Source organism: Pseudomonas sp. LM13, from assembly GCF_041381355.1.
Lineage (GTDB): Bacteria > Pseudomonadota > Gammaproteobacteria > Pseudomonadales > Pseudomonadaceae > Stutzerimonas > Stutzerimonas frequens.
On the sequence record NZ_JACBXH010000005.1, the window covers coordinates 139,796 to 157,774 of the forward strand.

At 64.3% G+C, this 17,979-nt stretch carries 16 protein-coding genes; 5 read left to right on the forward strand and 11 right to left on the reverse strand.

The window, feature by feature from the left end; translation table 11 throughout:
- Positions 1–17 precede the first annotated feature (17 nt).
- Positions 18–1,517, forward strand: a complete 1,500-nt coding sequence (gene der, locus HZR81_RS06480; protein ID WP_500127631.1) for a ribosome biogenesis GTPase Der — start codon at positions 18–20, stop codon at positions 1,515–1,517.
- A gap of 4 nt (positions 1,518–1,521) precedes the next feature.
- Here the strand turns inward: der and cysE are convergent, their stop codons facing one another.
- Complete coding sequence (gene cysE / locus HZR81_RS06485) at positions 1,522–2,316, reverse strand: serine O-acetyltransferase (RefSeq protein WP_500127632.1); 795 nt, start codon at positions 2,314–2,316, stop codon at positions 1,522–1,524.
- Between the two features lie 528 nt (positions 2,317–2,844).
- Here cysE and HZR81_RS06490 point away from each other — a divergent pair.
- Together HZR81_RS06490 and HZR81_RS06495 are read left to right on the forward strand one after the other, a co-directional pair.
- Positions 2,845–3,945 carry a pyridoxal phosphate-dependent aminotransferase gene (locus HZR81_RS06490; protein ID WP_500127633.1) on the forward strand — a complete coding sequence of 367 codons (1,101 nt, stop codon included), beginning with the start codon at positions 2,845–2,847 and terminating at the stop codon, positions 3,943–3,945.
- Positions 3,933–4,733, forward strand: coding sequence for an amidohydrolase (locus HZR81_RS06495; RefSeq protein ID WP_500127634.1), 801 nt, complete (start codon positions 3,933–3,935; stop codon positions 4,731–4,733). Before HZR81_RS06490 ends, HZR81_RS06495 begins: the two co-directional genes overlap by 13 nt.
- Before the next feature lie 13 nt (positions 4,734–4,746).
- On the opposite strand, the gene HZR81_RS06500 is transcribed toward HZR81_RS06495, so the two are convergent.
- From HZR81_RS06500 to leuA, 6 genes are all read right to left on the reverse strand, one after another.
- A complete protein-coding gene (locus tag HZR81_RS06500) occupies positions 4,747–5,127 on the reverse strand; it encodes a DUF2784 domain-containing protein (protein WP_156244683.1) in 381 nt (126 codons plus the stop codon).
- The gene (locus tag HZR81_RS06505) at positions 5,124–5,759 is read right to left on the reverse strand and encodes a DUF2238 domain-containing protein (protein WP_500127635.1); all 636 of its coding nucleotides are present in this window, start codon (positions 5,757–5,759) and stop codon (positions 5,124–5,126) included. The genes HZR81_RS06500 and HZR81_RS06505 overlap by 4 nt, the downstream gene beginning before the upstream one ends.
- A gap of 77 nt (positions 5,760–5,836) precedes the next feature.
- On the reverse strand, positions 5,837–6,553 hold the full coding sequence (locus HZR81_RS06510) for an endonuclease (RefSeq protein ID WP_500127636.1): 717 nt from the start codon (positions 6,551–6,553) through the stop codon (positions 5,837–5,839).
- Between the two features lie 102 nt (positions 6,554–6,655).
- Positions 6,656–7,510: a carboxylate/amino acid/amine transporter gene (locus HZR81_RS06515; RefSeq protein ID WP_500127637.1), complete on the reverse strand. Its 855-nt coding sequence runs from the start codon at positions 7,508–7,510 to the stop codon at positions 6,656–6,658.
- A gap of 89 nt (positions 7,511–7,599) precedes the next feature.
- Positions 7,600–8,655 (reverse strand): NAD(P)-dependent alcohol dehydrogenase, encoded by a 1,056-nt coding sequence (locus HZR81_RS06520; RefSeq protein ID WP_102839852.1) that lies wholly within the window; start codon positions 8,653–8,655, stop codon positions 7,600–7,602.
- 286 nt (positions 8,656–8,941) lie between these two features.
- Positions 8,942–10,612, reverse strand: coding sequence for a 2-isopropylmalate synthase (gene leuA / locus HZR81_RS06525; RefSeq protein ID WP_482738761.1), 1,671 nt, complete (start codon positions 10,610–10,612; stop codon positions 8,942–8,944).
- A gap of 317 nt (positions 10,613–10,929) precedes the next feature.
- Here leuA and HZR81_RS06530 point away from each other — a divergent pair, with 317 nt between their 5' ends.
- Positions 10,930–11,283, forward strand: a complete 354-nt coding sequence (locus tag HZR81_RS06530; protein WP_063542484.1) for a DUF2946 domain-containing protein — start codon at positions 10,930–10,932, stop codon at positions 11,281–11,283.
- Positions 11,284–11,337: 54 nt separating this feature from the next.
- On the forward strand, positions 11,338–13,533 hold the full coding sequence (locus tag HZR81_RS06535) for a TonB-dependent copper receptor (RefSeq protein WP_500127638.1): 2,196 nt from the start codon (positions 11,338–11,340) through the stop codon (positions 13,531–13,533).
- Positions 13,534–13,699: 166 nt separating this feature from the next.
- Here HZR81_RS06535 and HZR81_RS06540 read toward each other — a convergent pair whose 3' ends face one another.
- From HZR81_RS06540 to xseA, 4 genes are all read right to left on the reverse strand, one after another.
- Positions 13,700–14,989 (reverse strand): mechanosensitive ion channel family protein, encoded by a 1,290-nt coding sequence (locus tag HZR81_RS06540; protein WP_500127639.1) that lies wholly within the window; start codon positions 14,987–14,989, stop codon positions 13,700–13,702.
- 68 nt (positions 14,990–15,057) lie between these two features.
- Positions 15,058–15,600, reverse strand: coding sequence for a hydrolase (locus HZR81_RS06545; RefSeq protein WP_500127640.1), 543 nt, complete (start codon positions 15,598–15,600; stop codon positions 15,058–15,060).
- Positions 15,601–15,619: 19 nt separating this feature from the next.
- Positions 15,620–16,444, reverse strand: coding sequence for a M23 family metallopeptidase (locus HZR81_RS06550; RefSeq protein ID WP_267935113.1), 825 nt, complete (start codon positions 16,442–16,444; stop codon positions 15,620–15,622).
- Between the two features lie 94 nt (positions 16,445–16,538).
- Positions 16,539–17,915: an exodeoxyribonuclease VII large subunit gene (gene xseA, locus HZR81_RS06555; protein ID WP_500127641.1), complete on the reverse strand. Its 1,377-nt coding sequence runs from the start codon at positions 17,913–17,915 to the stop codon at positions 16,539–16,541.
- Between the last annotated feature and the right edge of the window lie 64 nt (positions 17,916–17,979).

Below are 17,979 nucleotides of genomic sequence, written 5' to 3' on the forward strand. Positions count from 1 at the left end.
TCGCAGTGGAGAGCCGTATGGTTCCCGTAATCGCCCTGGTGGGTCGTCCGAACGTCGGCAAATCCACCCTGTTCAATCGCCTGACCAAGAGCCGCGACGCCATTGTCGCCGAGTACGCCGGGCTGACCCGTGATCGCCAATATGGCGAGGCCAAGTGGCAGGGGCGCACCTACATCGTGATCGACACCGGTGGTATTTCCGGTGACGAGGAAGGCATCGATGCGAAGATGGCCGAGCAATCGCTGCAGGCAATCGAAGAAGCCGATGCCGTGCTGTTCATGGTCGACTCGCGCGCCGGACTGACCGCCGCGGACCAGATGATCGGCGAACACCTGCGCAAGCGGAACAAGCGCTGCTTCCTGGTCGCGAACAAGGTCGACAGCGTCGATCCGGACATCGCCCGTGCCGAGTTCAGCCCGTTGGGCCTGGGCGACGCGCTACCGATTGCCGCCGCCCATGGGCGTGGCATCAGTCATATGCTCGAGCAGGCACTCGGCATCTTCCCCCGCGATGATGCCGAGCAGACCGAGGAAGGCGAGGAGGGCAGCGAGCCCGCGGACGGCGAGGAAGTCGTCGCCGAAGGCCAGGAGCCCAGGCGCATCCCGGGTCCGAGCGAGAAGGATGGCATCAAGATCGCCATCATCGGGCGGCCCAATGTCGGCAAGTCGACACTGGTCAATCGCATGCTCGGTGAGGAGCGGGTCATCGTCTACGATCAGGCCGGCACCACGCGCGACAGCATCTACATCCCCTTCGAGCGCGACGAGGAAAAGTACACGCTGATCGACACCGCCGGCGTGCGCCGCCGCGGCAAGATCTTCGAGGCGGTGGAAAAGTTCTCGGTGGTGAAGACGCTGCAGGCGATCCAGGACGCCAACGTCGTGATCTTCGTCATGGATGCCCGTGAAGGTGTCGTCGAGCATGACCTCAACCTGCTGGGCTTCGTGCTGGAGACCGGCCGCGCCCTGGTCATAGCGTTGAACAAGTGGGACGGCATGGAGCAGGGCGAGAAGGACTACGTGAAGACCGAGCTGGAGCGCCGGCTGTTCTTCGTCGACTACGCCGACATCCATTTCATTTCAGCCAAGCACGGCACCGGGGTAGGGCACCTGTACAAGTCGGTGCAGGCCGCGTTCAAGTCGGCGATCACCCGCTGGCCGACCAGCCGCCTGACGCAGATCCTCGAGGACGCCGTGCGCGAGCACCAGCCGCCCATGGTCAACGGCCGGCGCATCAAGCTGCGTTATGCTCACCTGGGTGGTGCCAACCCGCCGCTGATCGTGATCCACGGCAACCAGGTCGAGGCGGTGCCCAAGTCCTATACACGCTACCTGGAGAACACCTATCGGCGTGTGCTGAAGCTGGTCGGTACGCCGATCCGCATCGAGTACAAGGGCGGTGACAATCCCTACGAGGGCAGGAAGAACACGCTCACCGACCGCCAGGTCAACAAGAAGCGCCGCCTCATGTCGCACCACAAGAAGGCCGAGAAGAAGCGCCGCGACAAGAAGCGCTGATCGCTCAGCCATCTCCGTCGAACGACTGGTCCATGTCCAGGGCTGGTCGTGCATGGCGCGGCTTGCCGACCTGGCGGGCCGGGTTGCCGACCACCGTGGTATGTGGCGCGACGGGATGCAGGACGATACTGCCGGCGCCTACCTTGGCGCCTTCGCCGATCTCGATGTTGCCGAGGATCTTCGCTCCGGCGCCAATCATCACGCCGCTGTGCACCTTGGGGTGACGGTCGCCGCCTTCCTTGCCGGTCCCGCCCAGCGTCACGCCCTGCAGGATCGATACATCGTCGCCGACCACCGCCGTCTCGCCGATGACGATCCCGGTGCCATGGTCGAGCATGATCCCGCTGCCGATATGGCTGGCCGGATTGATGTCGATGCCCAGTCGTTCGTTGCAGCGCGCCTGGATGAACATGGCCAGCAAGCGCTCGCCGCGACCATGCAGCTGGTGTCCGATACGATACGCCTGCAGTGCCAGAAAGCCCTTGGAGAACAGGAACACTTCCAGCGCACTGTCGAATGCCGGATCGCGGCTGACGATCGCCTGCAGGTCGCAGCAGGCCGTCTCGGCGAGCACAGGAAGCTGATGGTGCAGGCCGGCGAAGCGATCAGTCAGGGTATGGCTCTGCTCGGCGCCGTCCGCCAGGGCATGGCCGATACGGTGGGCGAGCGCACCACCGAAGTCCGGCTGATTGAGGGCGCTCTGACTGACGATCGTGGCCAGGGTCGGCTCGCTGTCCAAGGCGCGTTGCGCCTGTGCTTGCAGGTCACTCCAGAGGTCGCTGACGGAAAGGTTCGGCATTGAGGTTCCTTACGGTCGGTGGGGTTGGCCATTGCCTGAACTGTAGCAGCCCGAGCAGGCGGTCGGCCGCCGCGTCTCGTATCGGGTCGCGCTCATCGGCTATCCTGTCCGCCTTCGCTGCCGAGTCCCAAACGGCAGGCCTGTCGGACGATCGTCATGCTCACCAGTAAATTGCCCAATTGTTGGATGCAAATAAAGTTTCACCCTAACGCGAACGATTTTGCTGGACTGGCTGGGAAGCACCCTGCCCGGCCTGCATCTAAAGTTTCATCCTAATGCCTCGCAGCGGCCTTCAAACGGTCTGAAAACCACGGAGCCATGCAAATATAGTTTCATCCTTTCCTGCATTTTGCTGCACACAGGCCGCAAGCATAAGCCATTGATTTCTATTGTGATCTTGCTAATTCCCTACCGGATCGCACGGTTTGAACGCCACCAGAAGCCGCTTTATTGGGATGAAACTTTATTAGTACGGATGAAACTTTATTCGCATCCCACACCAATGTCGGCACGACCATCTTCACCACCATGTCGCAGCTCGCGGCCGATACCGGTGCCTTGAATCTTTCCCAGGGCTTTCCCGACTTCGATGGTCCCGAGGCGCTGCGCGAGGCCGTCGCTCGCCACGTCATGAGCGGCCACAACCAGTACGCGCCGATGACCGGTCTGCCGGCGCTGCGCGAGCAGGTGGCGGCCAAGGTGGCCGGCCTGTATGGACGGCAGGTGGACGTCGCCAGCGAGGTCACCATCACCCCTGGCGCCACCCAGGCAATCTTCTGCGCGATCCAGGCGGTGATCCGCCCCGGCGACGAGGTGATCGTTTTCGATCCCTGCTACGACAGTTACGAGCCGTCCGTGCAACTGGCCGGAGGCACCTGTATCCACCAGCAGCTGAGCCTGCCGGACTTCCGGATCGACTGGCAGCGCCTGGCCGATGCCATAACCGCGCGCACGCGGATGATCGTGCTCAACACCCCGCACAATCCCAGCGGTGCGTTGATCGAGGGCAGCGATCTGGAGCGGCTGGCGGCACTGATCCGCGAGCGCGACATCTACCTGCTCAGCGACGAGGTCTACGAGCACCTCGTATTCGACGGCCGGGAGCACGCCAGCGTGCTGCGTCACGAGGAGCTGTATCAGCGTGCCTTCGTCGTCAGCTCGTTCGGCAAGACCTATCACGTCACCGGCTGGAAGACCGGTTACGTGGTGGCGCCGGCGTCGCTCAGCAGCGAACTGCGCAAGGTGCACCAGTACGTTAGCTTCACCGGCGTCACGCCTCTGCAATGGGCCCTGGCCGACTTCATGGCGGCGCATCCAGAACACGTCCGCGAGCTGCCGGCGTTCTATCAGGCCAAGCGCGACCTGTTCTGCGACCTGCTGGCGGGCTCCCGCTTCCGCTTCACCCGCGCCGCTGGCACCTACTTCCAGCTGGCCGATTACTCGGCGATCCGCCCCGACCTCGACGACGTCGCCATGGCCGAATGGCTGACCCGCGAGCACGGTGTGGCGAGCATCCCGATCTCGGTGTTTTACCAGGATGCGCCGGCCGATCTCAGGCTGGTGCGCTTCTGCTTTGCCAAACGAGAGGAGACGCTGCGTCAGGCGGCGGAACGACTATGCGCGATCTGAACAACCTGCCCGATCTCGAACTGGCCCTGATTCAGACCACGCTGGTCTGGCAGGATGCCGATGCCAACCGTGAGCGTTTCGCCGGGCTGCTCGAGCAGGCCCGCGGTGCCGATCTGATCGTCCTGCCGGAGATGTTCACCACCGGCTTTTCCATGGACTCGGCGACATTGGCCGAGCCGGAGGAGGGGCCGACCTATGCCTGGCTGCGCAGTCAGGCGGCGCGGCTGGAGGCAGTAGTCACTGGCAGCGTGATCATCGAGGCCGCCGACGGCAGCCATCGCAACCGCCTGCTCTGGGCCCGGCCGGACGGCGAGGTGCTGCATTACGACAAGCGCCACTTGTTCCGCATGGCTGGCGAGCACAAGCACTACACGCCAGGGCTGCAACAGGCGCTGTTCGAGGTGAACGGCTGGCGGGTGCGCCCGCTGATCTGCTACGACCTGCGCTTCCCGGTCTGGAGCCGCGATCCGCACGGCACCGACCTGCTGCTCTACACGGCCAATTGGCCAGCGGCGCGCCGCGACGCCTGGAATCGTCTGCTGCCGGCGCGGGCCATCGAAAACCTCTGCTACGTGGCGGCGGTCAATCGGGTCGGCGAGGATGGCAAGGGCTACCCCTACAGCGGTGATAGCCAGGTGCTCGATTTCAAGGGCGACACCTTGCTTAACGGCGGCGACAGCGACGCGGTGCTTCGCTGCACGCTGCGGGCGCGCGATCTGGCCGCGTTCCGCGAGCGCTTCCCGGCCTACCATGACGGGGACGTGTTCGAGCTCAAGCTCAAGCCCTGACCGGCCGGTGCCTTCAGGGCGCTTCGGCGGCGTTCCGGCGCCGCTGAAACCAAACCCAGCCGTACACCGCGAGATTGAAGAGCACGACCACCCCTGCCAGCACGTATTGCACCGGCAGCGTGAGCCAGTCGGGATACAGCAGCGGTAGCAGATAATGCTCGATGAATCCTTCGCTGTAACCGGCATCGCCGGCGCGCGCTCGCAGTAGCTGCTCCCAGCGGGTCAACGGGCAGCCGCGATCGGCCAGCTCGACGAATATCGCCCATCCTGCTGCCGGCAGATGCAAGAGCATCGCCCGCGGACGCCAGAGTGCGAGCAGGCCTCCCAGCAGCGCGAAGAGAATGAACCCCAGGTGCAGAAGCAGCAGGGCGTCCGCACCGATGCGATGGATCATGGCCGGGTTGCCGCAGCTTCGGCTCCCGGCAGCGCCGCGAGCTGACGGTCATGCAGCCTGGCGAACAGCAGCAGTGCACTCAGGGCTCCGATCAGGGCGAGAAACATGTCCGACTGGGTGTCCCAGGGATCGCCCTGCGTGCCGAGGAACTCGATCGCCCCCTGTCCGGCCGCGAGGGCCACCCACCACTCGATCAACTCATAGAACGCGCTGACGGCAAGGGCCACGCAGACCACCAGCAGATCGAGCATCCAGCCATGGGCAAGGTACCGCCCGCGCAGCAGGATTTCCCGCGCCAGCAGCGCCGGAACCAGACCCTGCATGAAGTGCCCCAGCTTGTCGTAGGGGTTGCGGCTCAGCTCGAACAGCTCCTGCACCCAGAAACCGAGTGGCACACGCGCATAGGTGTAGGCCCCACCCAGAATCAACACCAGCGCGTGGGCTGCGATAAGCACATAGAGCAATTGCGTGAGTGGGTGGCGGCGGTAGGTGGAAAGCAGAATCGGCGCGGCGATCAGCACCGGTGCCACTTCCAGCAACCAGGTCGCGCGATCGTATGGGTCTATTCCAGAAGCAATCAGGGCCAGCAGAACCGCCAGCCCGAGAGCAAGGTTAAGGTTGGTTGTTGGCATCTTGTCCGGTCCTGACCGAGTGCTGGCAAGCATGGCGCTATGTGCGGGACACGGCAAGCAGGCGATCGGTCGGCGGTTCAGCGTGCGGCGACTGCTTTCTTGCCTCGGTGGCAGTTGCGCGGATCAGCCGGGCCCACGAAGGGATTGGCATTGCCCTGCACGCAGGCGATGCGCTGGTTGCGCGTGCGCTCCCATTCGCTGACCGGATGCTGGCGGTTCCAGATGTCGTACAGGCGCCGGTCCTGTTTCGACAGGCGCAGCTTGTAGCGCTCGCTCATGTACAGATAGGTGCGGGCGATGGCACCGCGGCTGTACTCGGGTGGCATGGCCGTGCGCTGCTTGAAGATGACCACGAAAGGGCAGGCACCGTACTGGCTGGGCTTTTCGCTGAGCATGCCGAAGCCGAAGTTGCTGCGGTCGCCGTTCACCTCGCCGACCACCGGGACCAGGTTGTGCAGGTCGGCCTCGGCTCGGCTGAACACCGGATCGTTGGCGGTGCAGTGCTTGCGTCCGCCCTGTTGCCAACATTGACGCTGATGGCCGATGACCCAGGCCGGGACGATGTGCTCCCACTCCACGCGCTGAGCGCGCTTGGGCTGCTTTCGGGGAATGTAGCCACAACTGGCGAGGTCGATACGGTTGCCCTTGAAGCTGCAGCCGCAGTAGAAGTCCACCGGTCGGTCGGCATAGAGGGTCCAGGCCACCTTCTTCGCTTCGCGGAAGGTGCGAGGCGCATCGGCGTAAGTGTTGGTGCAGCAGAACAGGGCAAGTAGAAAGAGACTGAGGCGGCGCATGGAATTCTCGACAACTGAACGAGTGTCGCATCCATGCGCGGGCCGGCATCTTACCTGTCGTCTAAGTAAAAATCATAAAAATCAAAGGCTTGCATGATGTCATCAGGCCTTCATATGGCCCAGGCGGTTGATCTGCAACGAGGCGAGAATGATCGCGCCGCCAACCGCGAGCAGCAGCAGGTTGGTCGTCGTACCCCAGAACAGCAGGTTGAGCAGCAGGCCCACCGGCACCGCCATGTTGTTCATCACCGCCAGCGTACCGGCATCCACCAGCGTGGCGCCCTTGTTCCAGCAGAACTGGCCCAGCGCGGTAGCCAGCACGCCCATCCAGATCAGTACGGACCACTGCGTCGTGGTGGTCGGCAGTTTCTCGACGTTACCGAACAGCAGCCACGCCGGCAGCACGATCAGCAGCGCGCCGAGGAAGAAGTAGCCGAAGCGGCGATGCAACGGCACGTCAGAGGGGTAACGCTGCGCCAGATGCTTGTAGGCCACCTGGCCGGCGGCGAAGGTGAAGTTGGCCAGCTGCATGAGCAGGAAGCCGCCGAGATAATCGCCGGAAACGCCGTCATAACGGATGAGCCCGGCGCCGAATACCGCGACGGCTGCAGCGACCAGCGCCCAGGGGTTGAAGCGACGGTTGAGCGCGTCGTCGATCAGCGTCACGTGCAGCGGCGTGAGCACGGTGAACAGCAGCACCTCGGCGACCGTCAGCACGTTGAAGCTCATGTACAGGCACAGGTAGGTGACGCCGAACTGCAGCGCGCCGACCAGGGTCACGCCGGCGATGAAGCCGGGCGCCACGCCACGCCAGCGGGTCAGCGGCAGGAACACCAGCCCGGCGAGGACCGCCCGCGTCAGCACGGCGAAATAGCTGTCCACCTGGCCGGCCAGGTAGACGCCGATCAGGTTGAAGGAAAAGGCCCAGAGCAGGGTGACGAAGATCAGATAGCGCATGCCGCCTCCACGACGAAGGCCGGCGACCTTAGCGGCTGCGCATGAAAGAGGGAAGGGCTGGCGCGCCTCTGGGCCCGCCAGCCGAACGATCAGGCCGCTTTCAGGGTGGCCATGTCTATGACGAAGCGGTACTTCACGTCGCTCTTGAGCATGCGCTCGTAGGCTTCGTTGATGTCCTGCATGCGGATCATCTCGATGTCCGAGACGATGCCGTGCTCGGCGCAGAAGTCGAGCATCTCCTGGGTTTCGGCGATGCCGCCGATCAGCGAGCCGGCGATGCGGCGGCGCTTGAAGATCAGGCCGAACACGCTGGGCGACGGATGCGGCGATGCCGGTGCGCCGACCAGCGTCATGGTTGCGTCGCGCTTGAGCAGATTCACGAAGGCATCGAGGTTGTGCGGCGCGGCAACGGTGTTGAGGATGAAGTCGAAGCTGTTGACGTGCGCCGCCATCTCTTCCTTGTTCTTCGATACCACCACTTCGGCAGCGCCTAGGCGCAGTGCATCTTCGCGCTTGTCCGGCGAGGTGGTGAACAACACCACCTTCGCGCCCATGGCGTTGGCGATCTTCACCGCCATGTGGCCGAGACCGCCGAGGCCGACCACACCGACCTTCTGCCCCGGACCGACTTTCCACTGACGCAGCGGCGAGTAGGTGGTGATGCCCGCGCAAAGCAGCGGCGCGACGGCGGCGAGGTTGTCGGTGTGGTTGATGCGCAGCACGTACTTTTCGTCCACCACGATATTGTCGGAATAGCCGCCGAGGGTGTTCTCGCCACCGCCGAACGCCGGACCGTTGTAGGTGCCGACGAAACCGTTCTCGCAATACTGCTCCAGGCCCTCACCACAGGACGAGCACGTACGGCAGCTGTCGACCAGACAGCCGACACCGGCGATATCGCCTGCCTTGAATTTGCTGACGTTAGCGCCGACTGCGCTCACACGGCCGACGATCTCGTGGCCGGGCACGGACGGGTAGAGCGTGTTGTTCCACTCGTTGCGCGCGGTATGCAGGTCCGAATGGCAGACGCCGCAGTAGAGGATGTCGATCTTCACATCATTCGGGCCCACTTCGCGGCGCGAGAACGAATAGGGTGCGAGCGGGCTGTTCGGGTCGAGGGCAGCGTATGCGGTGGTATTGCTCATGACGGCTCCTTGGTTGATCGGTATGTGAGGCCAAGCCTAACGGCGACGGGCGCAGGGCGTTTGCACAATCCTGCCTATGATTGACGTGTTTCTGCCGGAAAGGGACTGTGGGTGGTCCGGCTTGGTGACCGAATTGGGAGGGCGTTGGGAGGTGAACAGTTCAGTTGTTCGCAGCTGCTGGGCGACGAGCGCGGTCGGCTGGAAACGAAAACGGGCGCCATCGCGGATGGCGCCCGTCGTTACGCTGGCTCTACAAGGGCAGGGTAAGCGACCTGCCTGATCAGCCTCAGGCGGCTGCCACCTGCGCTTCACGCAGCGCGCGGTTCATGGCGCTGAACAGGGCGCGGATGCTGGCGGTGGTGATGTTCTCGTCGATGCCGATGCCGTGCAGCGGGCGCTCGCCATCCAGGCGAACCTCGATATAGGCCGCGGCCTTGGCGTTGCTGCCGGCGCCAATGGAGTGCTCGTGGTAGTCCATGATCTCAAGCTTGACCGGCAACGCGGCCACCAGCGCCTCCAGCGGGCCCTTGCCGATGCCGCGCCAGTGGGCGACTTCGCCATTGGCCGCGACTTCCACGTCCACCGCGCTGGTGCCGTTCTCTTCCTGCAGGCGATGGCCCTTGAGCGTATAGGGAGCGGTCGCCTGCAGGTATTCGGCTTCCAGCAGCGCGTAGATCTGCTTGGCGCTCATCTCCAGGCCGAGGCGATCGGTTTCCTTCTGCACCACCTGGCTGAACTCGATCTGCATGCGTCGCGGCAGGCTGATGCCGTATTCCTGCTCGAGCAGGAAGGTGATGCCGCCCTTGCCGGACTGACTGTTGACGCGAATCACCGCCTCGTAGCTGCGACCGATATCGGCCGGGTCGATCGGCAGATACGGCACCTCCCAGACGCCTTCCGCATCCTGCTGGGAAAAGCCCTTGCGAATCGCATCCTGGTGCGAGCCGGAGAACGCGGTATGCACCAGGTCACCGACATAGGGATGGCGCGGGTGCACCGGCAACTGGTTGCATTCCTCGACCACCTTGCGCACGGCGTCGATGTCGGAGAAGTCCAGCTGCGGGTCGACGCCCTGGGTGTACATGTTCAGCGCCACGGTGACCAGGTCGACGTTGCCGGTGCGCTCGCCATTGCCGAACAGGCAGCCCTCGACGCGATCGGCGCCGGCCATCAGGCCCAGCTCGGTGGCGGCCACGCCGGTGCCGCGGTCGTTGTGGGTGTGCAGGCTGACCAGCACGCTGTCACGTCGGTCGATGTGACGGCAGAACCACTCGATTTGGTCGGCATAGATGTTCGGGGTGGCGGCCTCGACCGTGGCCGGCAGGTTGAGGATCAGCTTCTGCTCGGGCGTCGGCTGGAACACCTCGATCACCGCGTTGCACACCTCGACCGCGAATTCCGGCTCGGTGGAGCTGAAGATTTCCGGCGAATACTCGAAGCGCCAGTTGGTCTCCGGATTCTGCTCGGCCAGGCGCTTGATGACCTTGCCGGCGTTCACGGCGATCTGAACCACGCCGGCCTTGTCCTGGTTGAAGACGATGCGGCGGAAGCTCGGCGCGGTGGCGTTGTAGTAGTGGACGATGGCCTGCTTGGCACCCTTGAGCGACTCGAAGGTGCGGGTGATCAGATCCTCGCGCGCCTGGGTCAGCACCTGGATGGTGACGTCATCGGGGATGTGGCCGCCTTCGATCAGCTCGCGGACGAAGTCGAAATCGGTCTGCGACGCGGAGGGGAAGCCCACCTCGATTTCCTTGAGGCCGACCTGCACCAGGGTCTTGAAGAAACGCATCTTCTTCGCGGCATCCATCGGTTCGATCAGCGACTGGTTGCCGTCGCGCAGATCGGAGCTCAGCCAGATAGGCGCCTGGGTGATGGACTTCGACGGCCAGGTGCGGTCCGGAATGTCGATGGCCGGGAAGGCGCGGTATTTAGTCGATGGATTCTTGAGCATGGTCATGGCGTTTCCCCAGGTGAAGCTCGAGCTAAGCAACTTGTCTGCCCGGTGCGGGCACCGGTTTATGGTGCAAAGCTATTGCTTCGTATGCACGCATTGCAATACATCGAAAAAAATTGGTGATTTATTTCGATTATTGAGCTTTGTGAGTGTTTTATTTCTATCGCAGGGGGAATCTTCGTGTTCAATTGCTCGCTCGGCTTGCGGCCTCATGTCGCAGCGGACGAGGCATGGCGGACATGCGATCATCCGTGCACCTCCCGCGGGCTTGGCTCGGGTCAACCAAGGACATGCCGGTGACACGCAAACGGCTATCGACAATGAGTATCTGGCTTGGCCTGTTCGCCATGCTGATGATTCATGTCGGCCCGTTGTACTCCGCCGTCCAGGCTGCCCAAGCTAGCGCCCAGCATCACCATCATGCCGAGCATGAGCCCGCAGCCCACGGTCATCATGGCCAGGCGCGTGCAGGGGAACCGGCATGGTTGGCCGCGCTGGAACTCTGCGGCTACTGCGAACTGCTGACGCTCAATCCACCGCTCAGCCTATCCGTCGACCTGGTCCTGCCGCGGCATGAGCCAGGCACTCTGCAACCGCTTCCCGAGCAACCGCTGCCGCCGGCCACGCGCCGTAGCAGTGGCCATCCCCGTGCGCCCCCGCTTCTGCATTGCTGAGGTTCATCAGCCGCCTCCCTGGCGGCTCAATCACACGCAGAAGTGGAAGTATCTATGTCCAGCATTACTCATGGCCGTGCGGCGCGTGCGCGCCTGTCCGAATCATTTTCAGTCCAGCCGTCCCGTTTGCGCTGGCAGGTTGCCCATGCTGCACTCCTGGCGCTGCTCGCCGGTAGCGCGCTGGCGGCCGAGCACGATCATTCGACGTCCACCGGGCAGGCCGACAGCGTCGAACTGGCACCGATGGTCATTACCGGTGTCAGCCAGCAGTCGCCACTCACCGTCGTTACCGACCCGAAGATTCCCCGCCAGCCGATGCCGGCCAGCGACGGCGCGGACTATCTGAAGACCATTCCCGGCTTCTCCGCCGTGCGCAACGGCGGGGTTAACGGCGATCCGGTATTCCGCGGCATGTTCGGCTCGCGCCTCAAGCTGCTCTCCAACGGCGGCGAGATGCTCGGCGCCTGCCCGAACCGCATGGATTCGCCCAGTTCCTATATCAGCCCGGATACGTTCGACAAGCTGACCGTCATCAAGGGGCCGCAGACCGTGCTCTGGGGGCCCGGTGCGTCAGCAGCCACAGTGCTGTTCGAGCGTGAGCCTGAGCAGTCAAGTGAGCCCGACTACCGCATCAACGGCAGCCTGCTGACCGGCTCCAACGGGCGCTTCGACCGCAACCTGGATGCCGCGGCGGGCAACGGCCAGGGCTACGCGCGGCTGATGGCCAACAGCTCTCAGGCCGACGATTACGACGACGGCAATGGCGACACCATGCCGTCGCGCTACGACAAGTGGAACACCGATGTCGCCCTGGGCTGGACGCCGGATGCGGACACCCTCATCGAACTGACCGCAGGTCGCGGCGATGGCTATGCGCGTTACGCAGGTCGCGGCATGGACGGCAGCCAGTTCCAGCGCGAAAGCCTCGGCCTGCGTTTCGAGAAGACCAACATCGGTGAGACCTTCTATGGCCTCGAGGCGCAGGTCTACTACAACTACGCCGATCACATCATGGACAACTACAGCCTGCGCGACTTCGTGCCGACGATGATGATGCCCAACCCGACGCTGTCGCGCGTCGACCGTCGTACCCTGGGAGGCCGTCTGGTCGGCACCTGGCAGTGGACCGACGTCGAGCTCAAGGCCGGGGTCGACGCCCAGCGCAGTGAGCATCGCAAGGTGATGAACCCGGCTGGCGCCGCCAATCAGATGGTCAACGCCGCCGGCAGCGACGCCTTGCCCTGGGTGCCGGATGCGATGCTGCACAGCTACGGTGTGTTCGGTGAGCTGAGCTGGCAGCTCGGCGAGCGCGAGAAGCTGATCAGCGGGCTGCGCCTGGACCTGCACGAGGCGACCGACGAGCGCGCCTTTTTCCGTAGCCACGATCCTTCCAGCATGCCCATCGTCTCGCGCAACTGGGACAACCCCACTGCCGGCGAGACCCGTCGCGACACGCTGTACAGCGGGTTCGTACGCTACGAGGAAGAGCTGGTCAGCGTGCCGGCGACCTGGTATGCCGGCCTCGGCCATGCCGAACGCTTCCCCGACTACTGGGAGCTGTTCGTCTCCAACCCCGGCCCGGTGGGCACCGTGCAGCCGTTCGACTCGGTACGCCCGGAAAAGACCACGCAGCTGGACGTCGGTCTGCAGTACGCCAAGGGGCCGCTGGAGGCCTGGGTTTCCGCCTATGCCGGCGTGGTCGAAGACTACATCCTGTTCAGCTATGTGCCAGGCGTGATGCCCGGCATGGTCCGCGCCGAAGTCAGCAATATCGACGCCACCATCGCCGGTGCCGAGATGGGTGCGAGCTACCGCTTCAGCAGCAACTGGAAGGGGGATGCGAGCCTGGCCTATGCCTGGGGCGAGAACCGCAGCGACGATCGCGCGTTACCGCAGATCCCGCCGCTGGAAGGGCGCCTGGGGCTGACCTACGAGCAAGACAACTGGAGCACCAGTGGCCTCTGGCGCGTGGTCGCCGCGCAGGGGCGGGTCGCCGAGAACCAGGGCACCGTGGTTGGCAAGGACTTCGACGAGTCCGCCGGCTTCGGCGTGTTGGCGGTCAACGGCGCGTATCGCGTGAACCAGCACTTCAAGCTCAGCGCGGGCATCGACAACCTGCTGGACAAGAACTACAGCGAGCATCTCAACCTCGCCGGTAGCGCCGGCTTCGCCGACTACGGCCTCGAGCCCACCAGTCGAGTGAACGAGCCTGGGCGCACGTACTGGGCGCGGGTCGACATGAGTTTCTGAATGCAACGCTAGCGGTAAAGGAGCGGGGGCGTCCCCGCTCCGGACGTAGGTTGGCGCTGAGGCGCGGGGCGCGATGGTGCCACTGGCGGCGCTGGCGTCAGGGATGACGCAATGGGCAGTGTCCAAGGTGATGCCACACGCTTCGTGCCTCAGCGCCAACCTACGATTAGCTTTTCTCCCCGGTCGGGTGCTCATCCGGCTGCTGCAGCGCGGCATTACCGCGCGGTATCAGTGAATCACGCCAGTCCCGCATATCCCCACCGCTCGGGTGCTGGAATACCCGCAGGCCGAATTCCGGCAGGATCGCCAGCAGGTGATCGAAGATGTCCGACTGGATCGCCTCGTACTGCGTCCATGCCACCGTATTGGTGAAGCAGTAGACCTCCAGCGGCAGGCCGTCCGCGGTCGGGCTCAGCTGCCGCACGATCAGCGTCATGTTCTGATGGATGCCACCGTGGCTGCGCAGGTAGCGTTCGACGTACGCGCGGAAGCTGCCGATATTGGTGATGCGGCGCGTGTTCACCGGCTCCTTGCCACGCTCGGCGAGCTTGGCGTTCCACTCCTCGATTTCCTTGGTCTTCTCGGTCAGGTACTCGTCCAGCAGGTTGAAGCGATGCAGGCGCTCGCATTCGTCGCGGCTGAGAAAATGCACGCTCTGCTGATCCAGATACAGGCTGCGCTTGATGCGTCGACCGCCACTTTCCTGCATGCCGCGCCAGTTCTTGAACGAGTCGGAAATGAAGCGTTTGGTCGGGATGCTGGTGATGGTCTTGTCCCAGTTCTGCACCTTGACCGTATGCAGGGCGATATCGATCACGTCGCCGTCGGCATTGAGCTGCGGCATTTCCACCCAGTCGCCGACGCGGATCAGGTCGTTGGACGTGATCTGCACGCTGGCCACCAGCGACAGCAGGGTGTCCTGGAAGATCAGCATCAGCACCGCGGCCATGGCACCCAGACCGGAGAGCAGGATCAGCGGCGAGCGGTCGATCAGCGTGGCGATGATCAGGATCGTCGCGATGGCGTAGATGACGATCTTCACCACCTGCAGATAGCCCTTGATCGGGTGCAGGCGGGCGTCCGGTCGACGCTGATAGACCACGTTGATGATGTCGAGCACCGCGCCGAGGGCCAGTGCGATGGTCAGCACGATGAAGCCGCCGCAGACATTCTGCACCACGGTCACCGCAGCGTCCGGCAGGCCGGGGACCGTCCTTACGCCAATCGACAGCACCAGTGCCGGGACGATGTTCGACAGCCGCTTGATGACGCCGAAATCCTGCAGTTCGCCATCGCGCGTGTGCCTTAACAGGCGGTAGAGGCCGCGCACCAGGATGCGTTTTACGATCCAGTTGGACAGCCAGGCGGCGAAGATCAGCGTGGCGCTGGCAAGTAGGGTCTGCAGTTCGGCATGGGCTCTGAGCCAGTCCAGCCAGGTGGCCAGATCGTCAGACATGTGTTTCTCCATCGAAGGGTGGGCGGGCGGCCCAGCGGTGTGCCCGGGCTGCGATTGGCGGCGCTGGTTTAACGGATGAACTCGCGGCTGATCGTCTTGAACAACTCGGTGCCGGCGCGCTCCATCCACTCGAAGGCAACCATCTCGCGCGAGACGATCTGCGCGCCGGCCTGGCGCATGCGCTGCAGTGCCAGCGCCTTGTCGCTGTCGCGCCGCGAGCTGACGGCTTCCTCGACGACGAACACTTCGTTGCCGCGGTCGAGCAGGTCGAGCACCGTCTGCAGCACGCAGACGTGAGTCTCGCAGCCGCAGATGACGAACTGGCGGCGTTCGCCACCAGGGCGCTTGAACAGCTCGCCGTCGCCGGCTGCGGAGAAGTGCAGCTTTTCGAGGATCGCGGTGTCCTCCACGCCGTCGCGCAGCGCGGCGATGGTCGGGCCGAGGCCCTTGCTGTACTGCTCGGTCAGCAGCACCGGCACACCGACCCGCTGCGCCACCTGCTGCAACCAGGCGGTGTGCTCGGCCATGGCGGCATTGTCGAGGATCACCGGAAACAGGCGTTCCTGGATATCGATGATCAGCAGGGTGGAATCCGTTGCCTTGATGCGCATCGCTGTGCTTCCTCGTGGTTCAGGGTTTGTAGGCACCGATGAAGATCGCCGGATCGACGCGGGCGTCGTTCAGGCTCACGTTCCAGTGCAGGTGCGGGCCGGTGGCACGGCCGGTCGCGCCGACCTTGCCGAGCACCTGGCCGCGCGCCAGTTGATCGCCGACCTTCACGCCGATCTCGGACAAATGGCAGAACATGCTGATCAGCCCCTGCCCGTGATCGACGAACACGGTCTTGCCGTTGAAGAAATAGTCACCGGTGAGTATGACCTGGCCGGCTGCCGGTGCCTTGATCGGCGTGCCGCTCTTGGCGGCGAAATCCAGGCCGGAGTGCGGGTTGCGTTCCTCGCCGTTGAAGAAGCGGCGCAGGCCGAAGGGCGAGGACAAAGGTCCGTCCACCGGGCGATCGAACAGCAGATTGCTTGGCTGGTTGGCACTGAACTGCCGGTAGGCGCGGGTCTGTTCGTCCAGCTCGCGCTCGATGCGCTTGAGGTCTGCCGGATTCGGATTGACCTGGCGCTGATTCTTCAGGGTGATGTGCTGGGCGCGATAGTCGCGGCTGCCAACCTGAAAACCCGTGCTGCGGCCATCGACCTCCAGTTGCTGGGTACCTGCCTTGACCGACAGCGGGATGCCGACGATGGCAATCCAGCGCTGGCCGTCCTCGCGTATCACCAGCGTCGGTTTGCCCTGGTAGCGTGCCTGCGGTGCGCGCGGGCCATTGCCGAGTTCGATCACGGCGACGCCGCCGGGCACCGGCTTGTTCAGTAGACGGGTGATGAAGCCTTCGGCATGCGCAGGCAGTGCAAGAGCGAGGGAGAACAGCAGGGCGAAGACACGAGGCATGGGCGGGTCCGTTGCGGAAAATGGCCCAATCCTCGCGTAAACCTCGGGCAAGAGAAAGGGCCAGGGATGTCAGGAAATTTCTGGCGCGGCTTGCTTAGAGCAGTGGCAGGGTGACCGGTTGCAGATGATTGTCTTCCACCCGAACGTCCAGCTCGCCGTCGCCGAGCCTGGCCTTGAGCCGCTGGCCAGGCTCGGTCTGGCTGGCGCTGCGGATCGCCTGGCCGCGCTCGTCCAACAGGATGCTGTAACCGCGGCTGAGTGTGGCCAGCGGGCTGACCACATTGAGCGTCTGTACGAGGCCCTGCAGCTGCTGGCGGCGGCCTTTGAGATTGGCCTGCATCGCCCGTGGCAGGCGTGAGGACAGATGTTCGAGTCGCTGGCGCAACAGATTCAGTGAACGCCCCGGATGTTGCGCGGCCAGTCGCGTTTCCAGCCGGGCCAGACGCTCCTGACCACTGCACAACCGACGGTCGACGGCACGCAGCAGCCGCTGCTCGAGGTCGTCGATGCGCTGGGCCTGCTGTTGCAGCCGTTCGCCGGGGTGGCGCAGGCGGCGGGTCAGGCCTTCCAAGCGCATGGCGTCACGGTGCAGGCGGTCGCGCATGCGCAGCACCAGGCGCTGCTGCAGGCCGGTCAGCCGCTGCTGCAGGTCGGCGCTGCTGGGGGCCAGCAGCTCGGCAGCCGCGGATGGCGTTGGGGCGCGGACGTCGGCGACGAAGTCGGCAATCGATACATCGGTTTCGTGGCCCACCGCGCTGACGATCGGTGTAACGCAGGCATCCACCGCACGCGCCACGGCTTCCTCGTTGAAGCACCAGAGGTCCTCCAGCGAGCCGCCGCCGCGGGCCAGGATTAGCGCATCGAAGCCCTGGGCGTCGGCCAGCTGCAGCGCGCGAACGATCTGCGCGGTGGCTTCGCGGCCCTGGACGGCGGTGGGGATCAGGGTCAGCTCGACCTGGGGCGCGCGGCGCTTGAACACCGAGATGATGTCGCGGATCACCGCGCCGGTCGGCGAGCTGACGATGCCGATGCGCCGCGGGTGGGCGGGCAGGGCGGCCTTGCGTTCGGCTGCGAACAGGCCTTCGGCGCTTAGCTTTTCCTTGAGTGCCTCGAAGGCCAGGCGCAAAGCGCCGTCGCCAGCCGGCTCCAGCGTGTCGAGAATCAGCTGGTAGTCGCCACGGCCCTCGAACAGCGAGACCTTGCCGAGCACCCGCACCGCCAGGCCATCGCGCAGGGCCTGGCGAACCCGCGCCGCGTTCTGCCGGAACAGGGCACAGCGCACCTGGGCGTTCTTGTCCTTGAGGGTGAAATAGATGTGGCCGGAGGCCGGGCGGGCGAGGTTGGAAATCTCGCCTTCGACCCAGACCTGGGCGAACACGTCTTCGAGCAACAGGCGGGCGCGACCGTTGAGCTGACTGACGGTCAGCACTTCGCGATCAAGATTGAGACGCTGGAAGGGATCTTTGAGCATGACGGCGATGATAAGCCGGGCGCGGCCAGGCGGAAACCGAATCTGCTTCGCGTCCGTCCAGCGG

What these genes read in the sequence shown, in the direction of transcription:
- der (WP_500127631.1), top strand. Translation starts at nt 18, where the DNA reads ATGGTTCCCGTAATCGCCCTGGTGGGTCGTCCGAACGTCGGCAAATCC.
- cysE (WP_500127632.1), bottom strand. Translation starts at nt 2,316, where the DNA reads ATGCCGAACCTTTCCGTCAGCGACCTCTGGAGTGACCTGCAAGCACAG.
- HZR81_RS06490 (WP_500127633.1), top strand. Translation starts at nt 2,845, where the DNA reads ATGTCGCAGCTCGCGGCCGATACCGGTGCCTTGAATCTTTCCCAGGGC.
- HZR81_RS06495 (WP_500127634.1), top strand. Translation starts at nt 3,933, where the DNA reads ATGCGCGATCTGAACAACCTGCCCGATCTCGAACTGGCCCTGATTCAG.
- HZR81_RS06500 (WP_156244683.1), bottom strand. Translation starts at nt 5,127, where the DNA reads ATGATCCATCGCATCGGTGCGGACGCCCTGCTGCTTCTGCACCTGGGG.
- HZR81_RS06505 (WP_500127635.1), bottom strand. Translation starts at nt 5,759, where the DNA reads ATGCCAACAACCAACCTTAACCTTGCTCTCGGGCTGGCGGTTCTGCTG.
- HZR81_RS06510 (WP_500127636.1), bottom strand. Translation starts at nt 6,553, where the DNA reads ATGCGCCGCCTCAGTCTCTTTCTACTTGCCCTGTTCTGCTGCACCAAC.
- HZR81_RS06515 (WP_500127637.1), bottom strand. Translation starts at nt 7,510, where the DNA reads ATGCGCTATCTGATCTTCGTCACCCTGCTCTGGGCCTTTTCCTTCAAC.
- HZR81_RS06520 (WP_102839852.1), bottom strand. Translation starts at nt 8,655, where the DNA reads ATGAGCAATACCACCGCATACGCTGCCCTCGACCCGAACAGCCCGCTC.
- leuA (WP_482738761.1), bottom strand. Translation starts at nt 10,612, where the DNA reads ATGACCATGCTCAAGAATCCATCGACTAAATACCGCGCCTTCCCGGCC.
- HZR81_RS06530 (WP_063542484.1), top strand. Translation starts at nt 10,930, where the DNA reads ATGAGTATCTGGCTTGGCCTGTTCGCCATGCTGATGATTCATGTCGGC.
- HZR81_RS06535 (WP_500127638.1), top strand. Translation starts at nt 11,338, where the DNA reads ATGTCCAGCATTACTCATGGCCGTGCGGCGCGTGCGCGCCTGTCCGAA.
- HZR81_RS06540 (WP_500127639.1), bottom strand. Translation starts at nt 14,989, where the DNA reads ATGTCTGACGATCTGGCCACCTGGCTGGACTGGCTCAGAGCCCATGCC.
- HZR81_RS06545 (WP_500127640.1), bottom strand. Translation starts at nt 15,600, where the DNA reads ATGCGCATCAAGGCAACGGATTCCACCCTGCTGATCATCGATATCCAG.
- HZR81_RS06550 (WP_267935113.1), bottom strand. Translation starts at nt 16,444, where the DNA reads ATGCCTCGTGTCTTCGCCCTGCTGTTCTCCCTCGCTCTTGCACTGCCT.
- xseA (WP_500127641.1), bottom strand. Translation starts at nt 17,915, where the DNA reads ATGCTCAAAGATCCCTTCCAGCGTCTCAATCTTGATCGCGAAGTGCTG.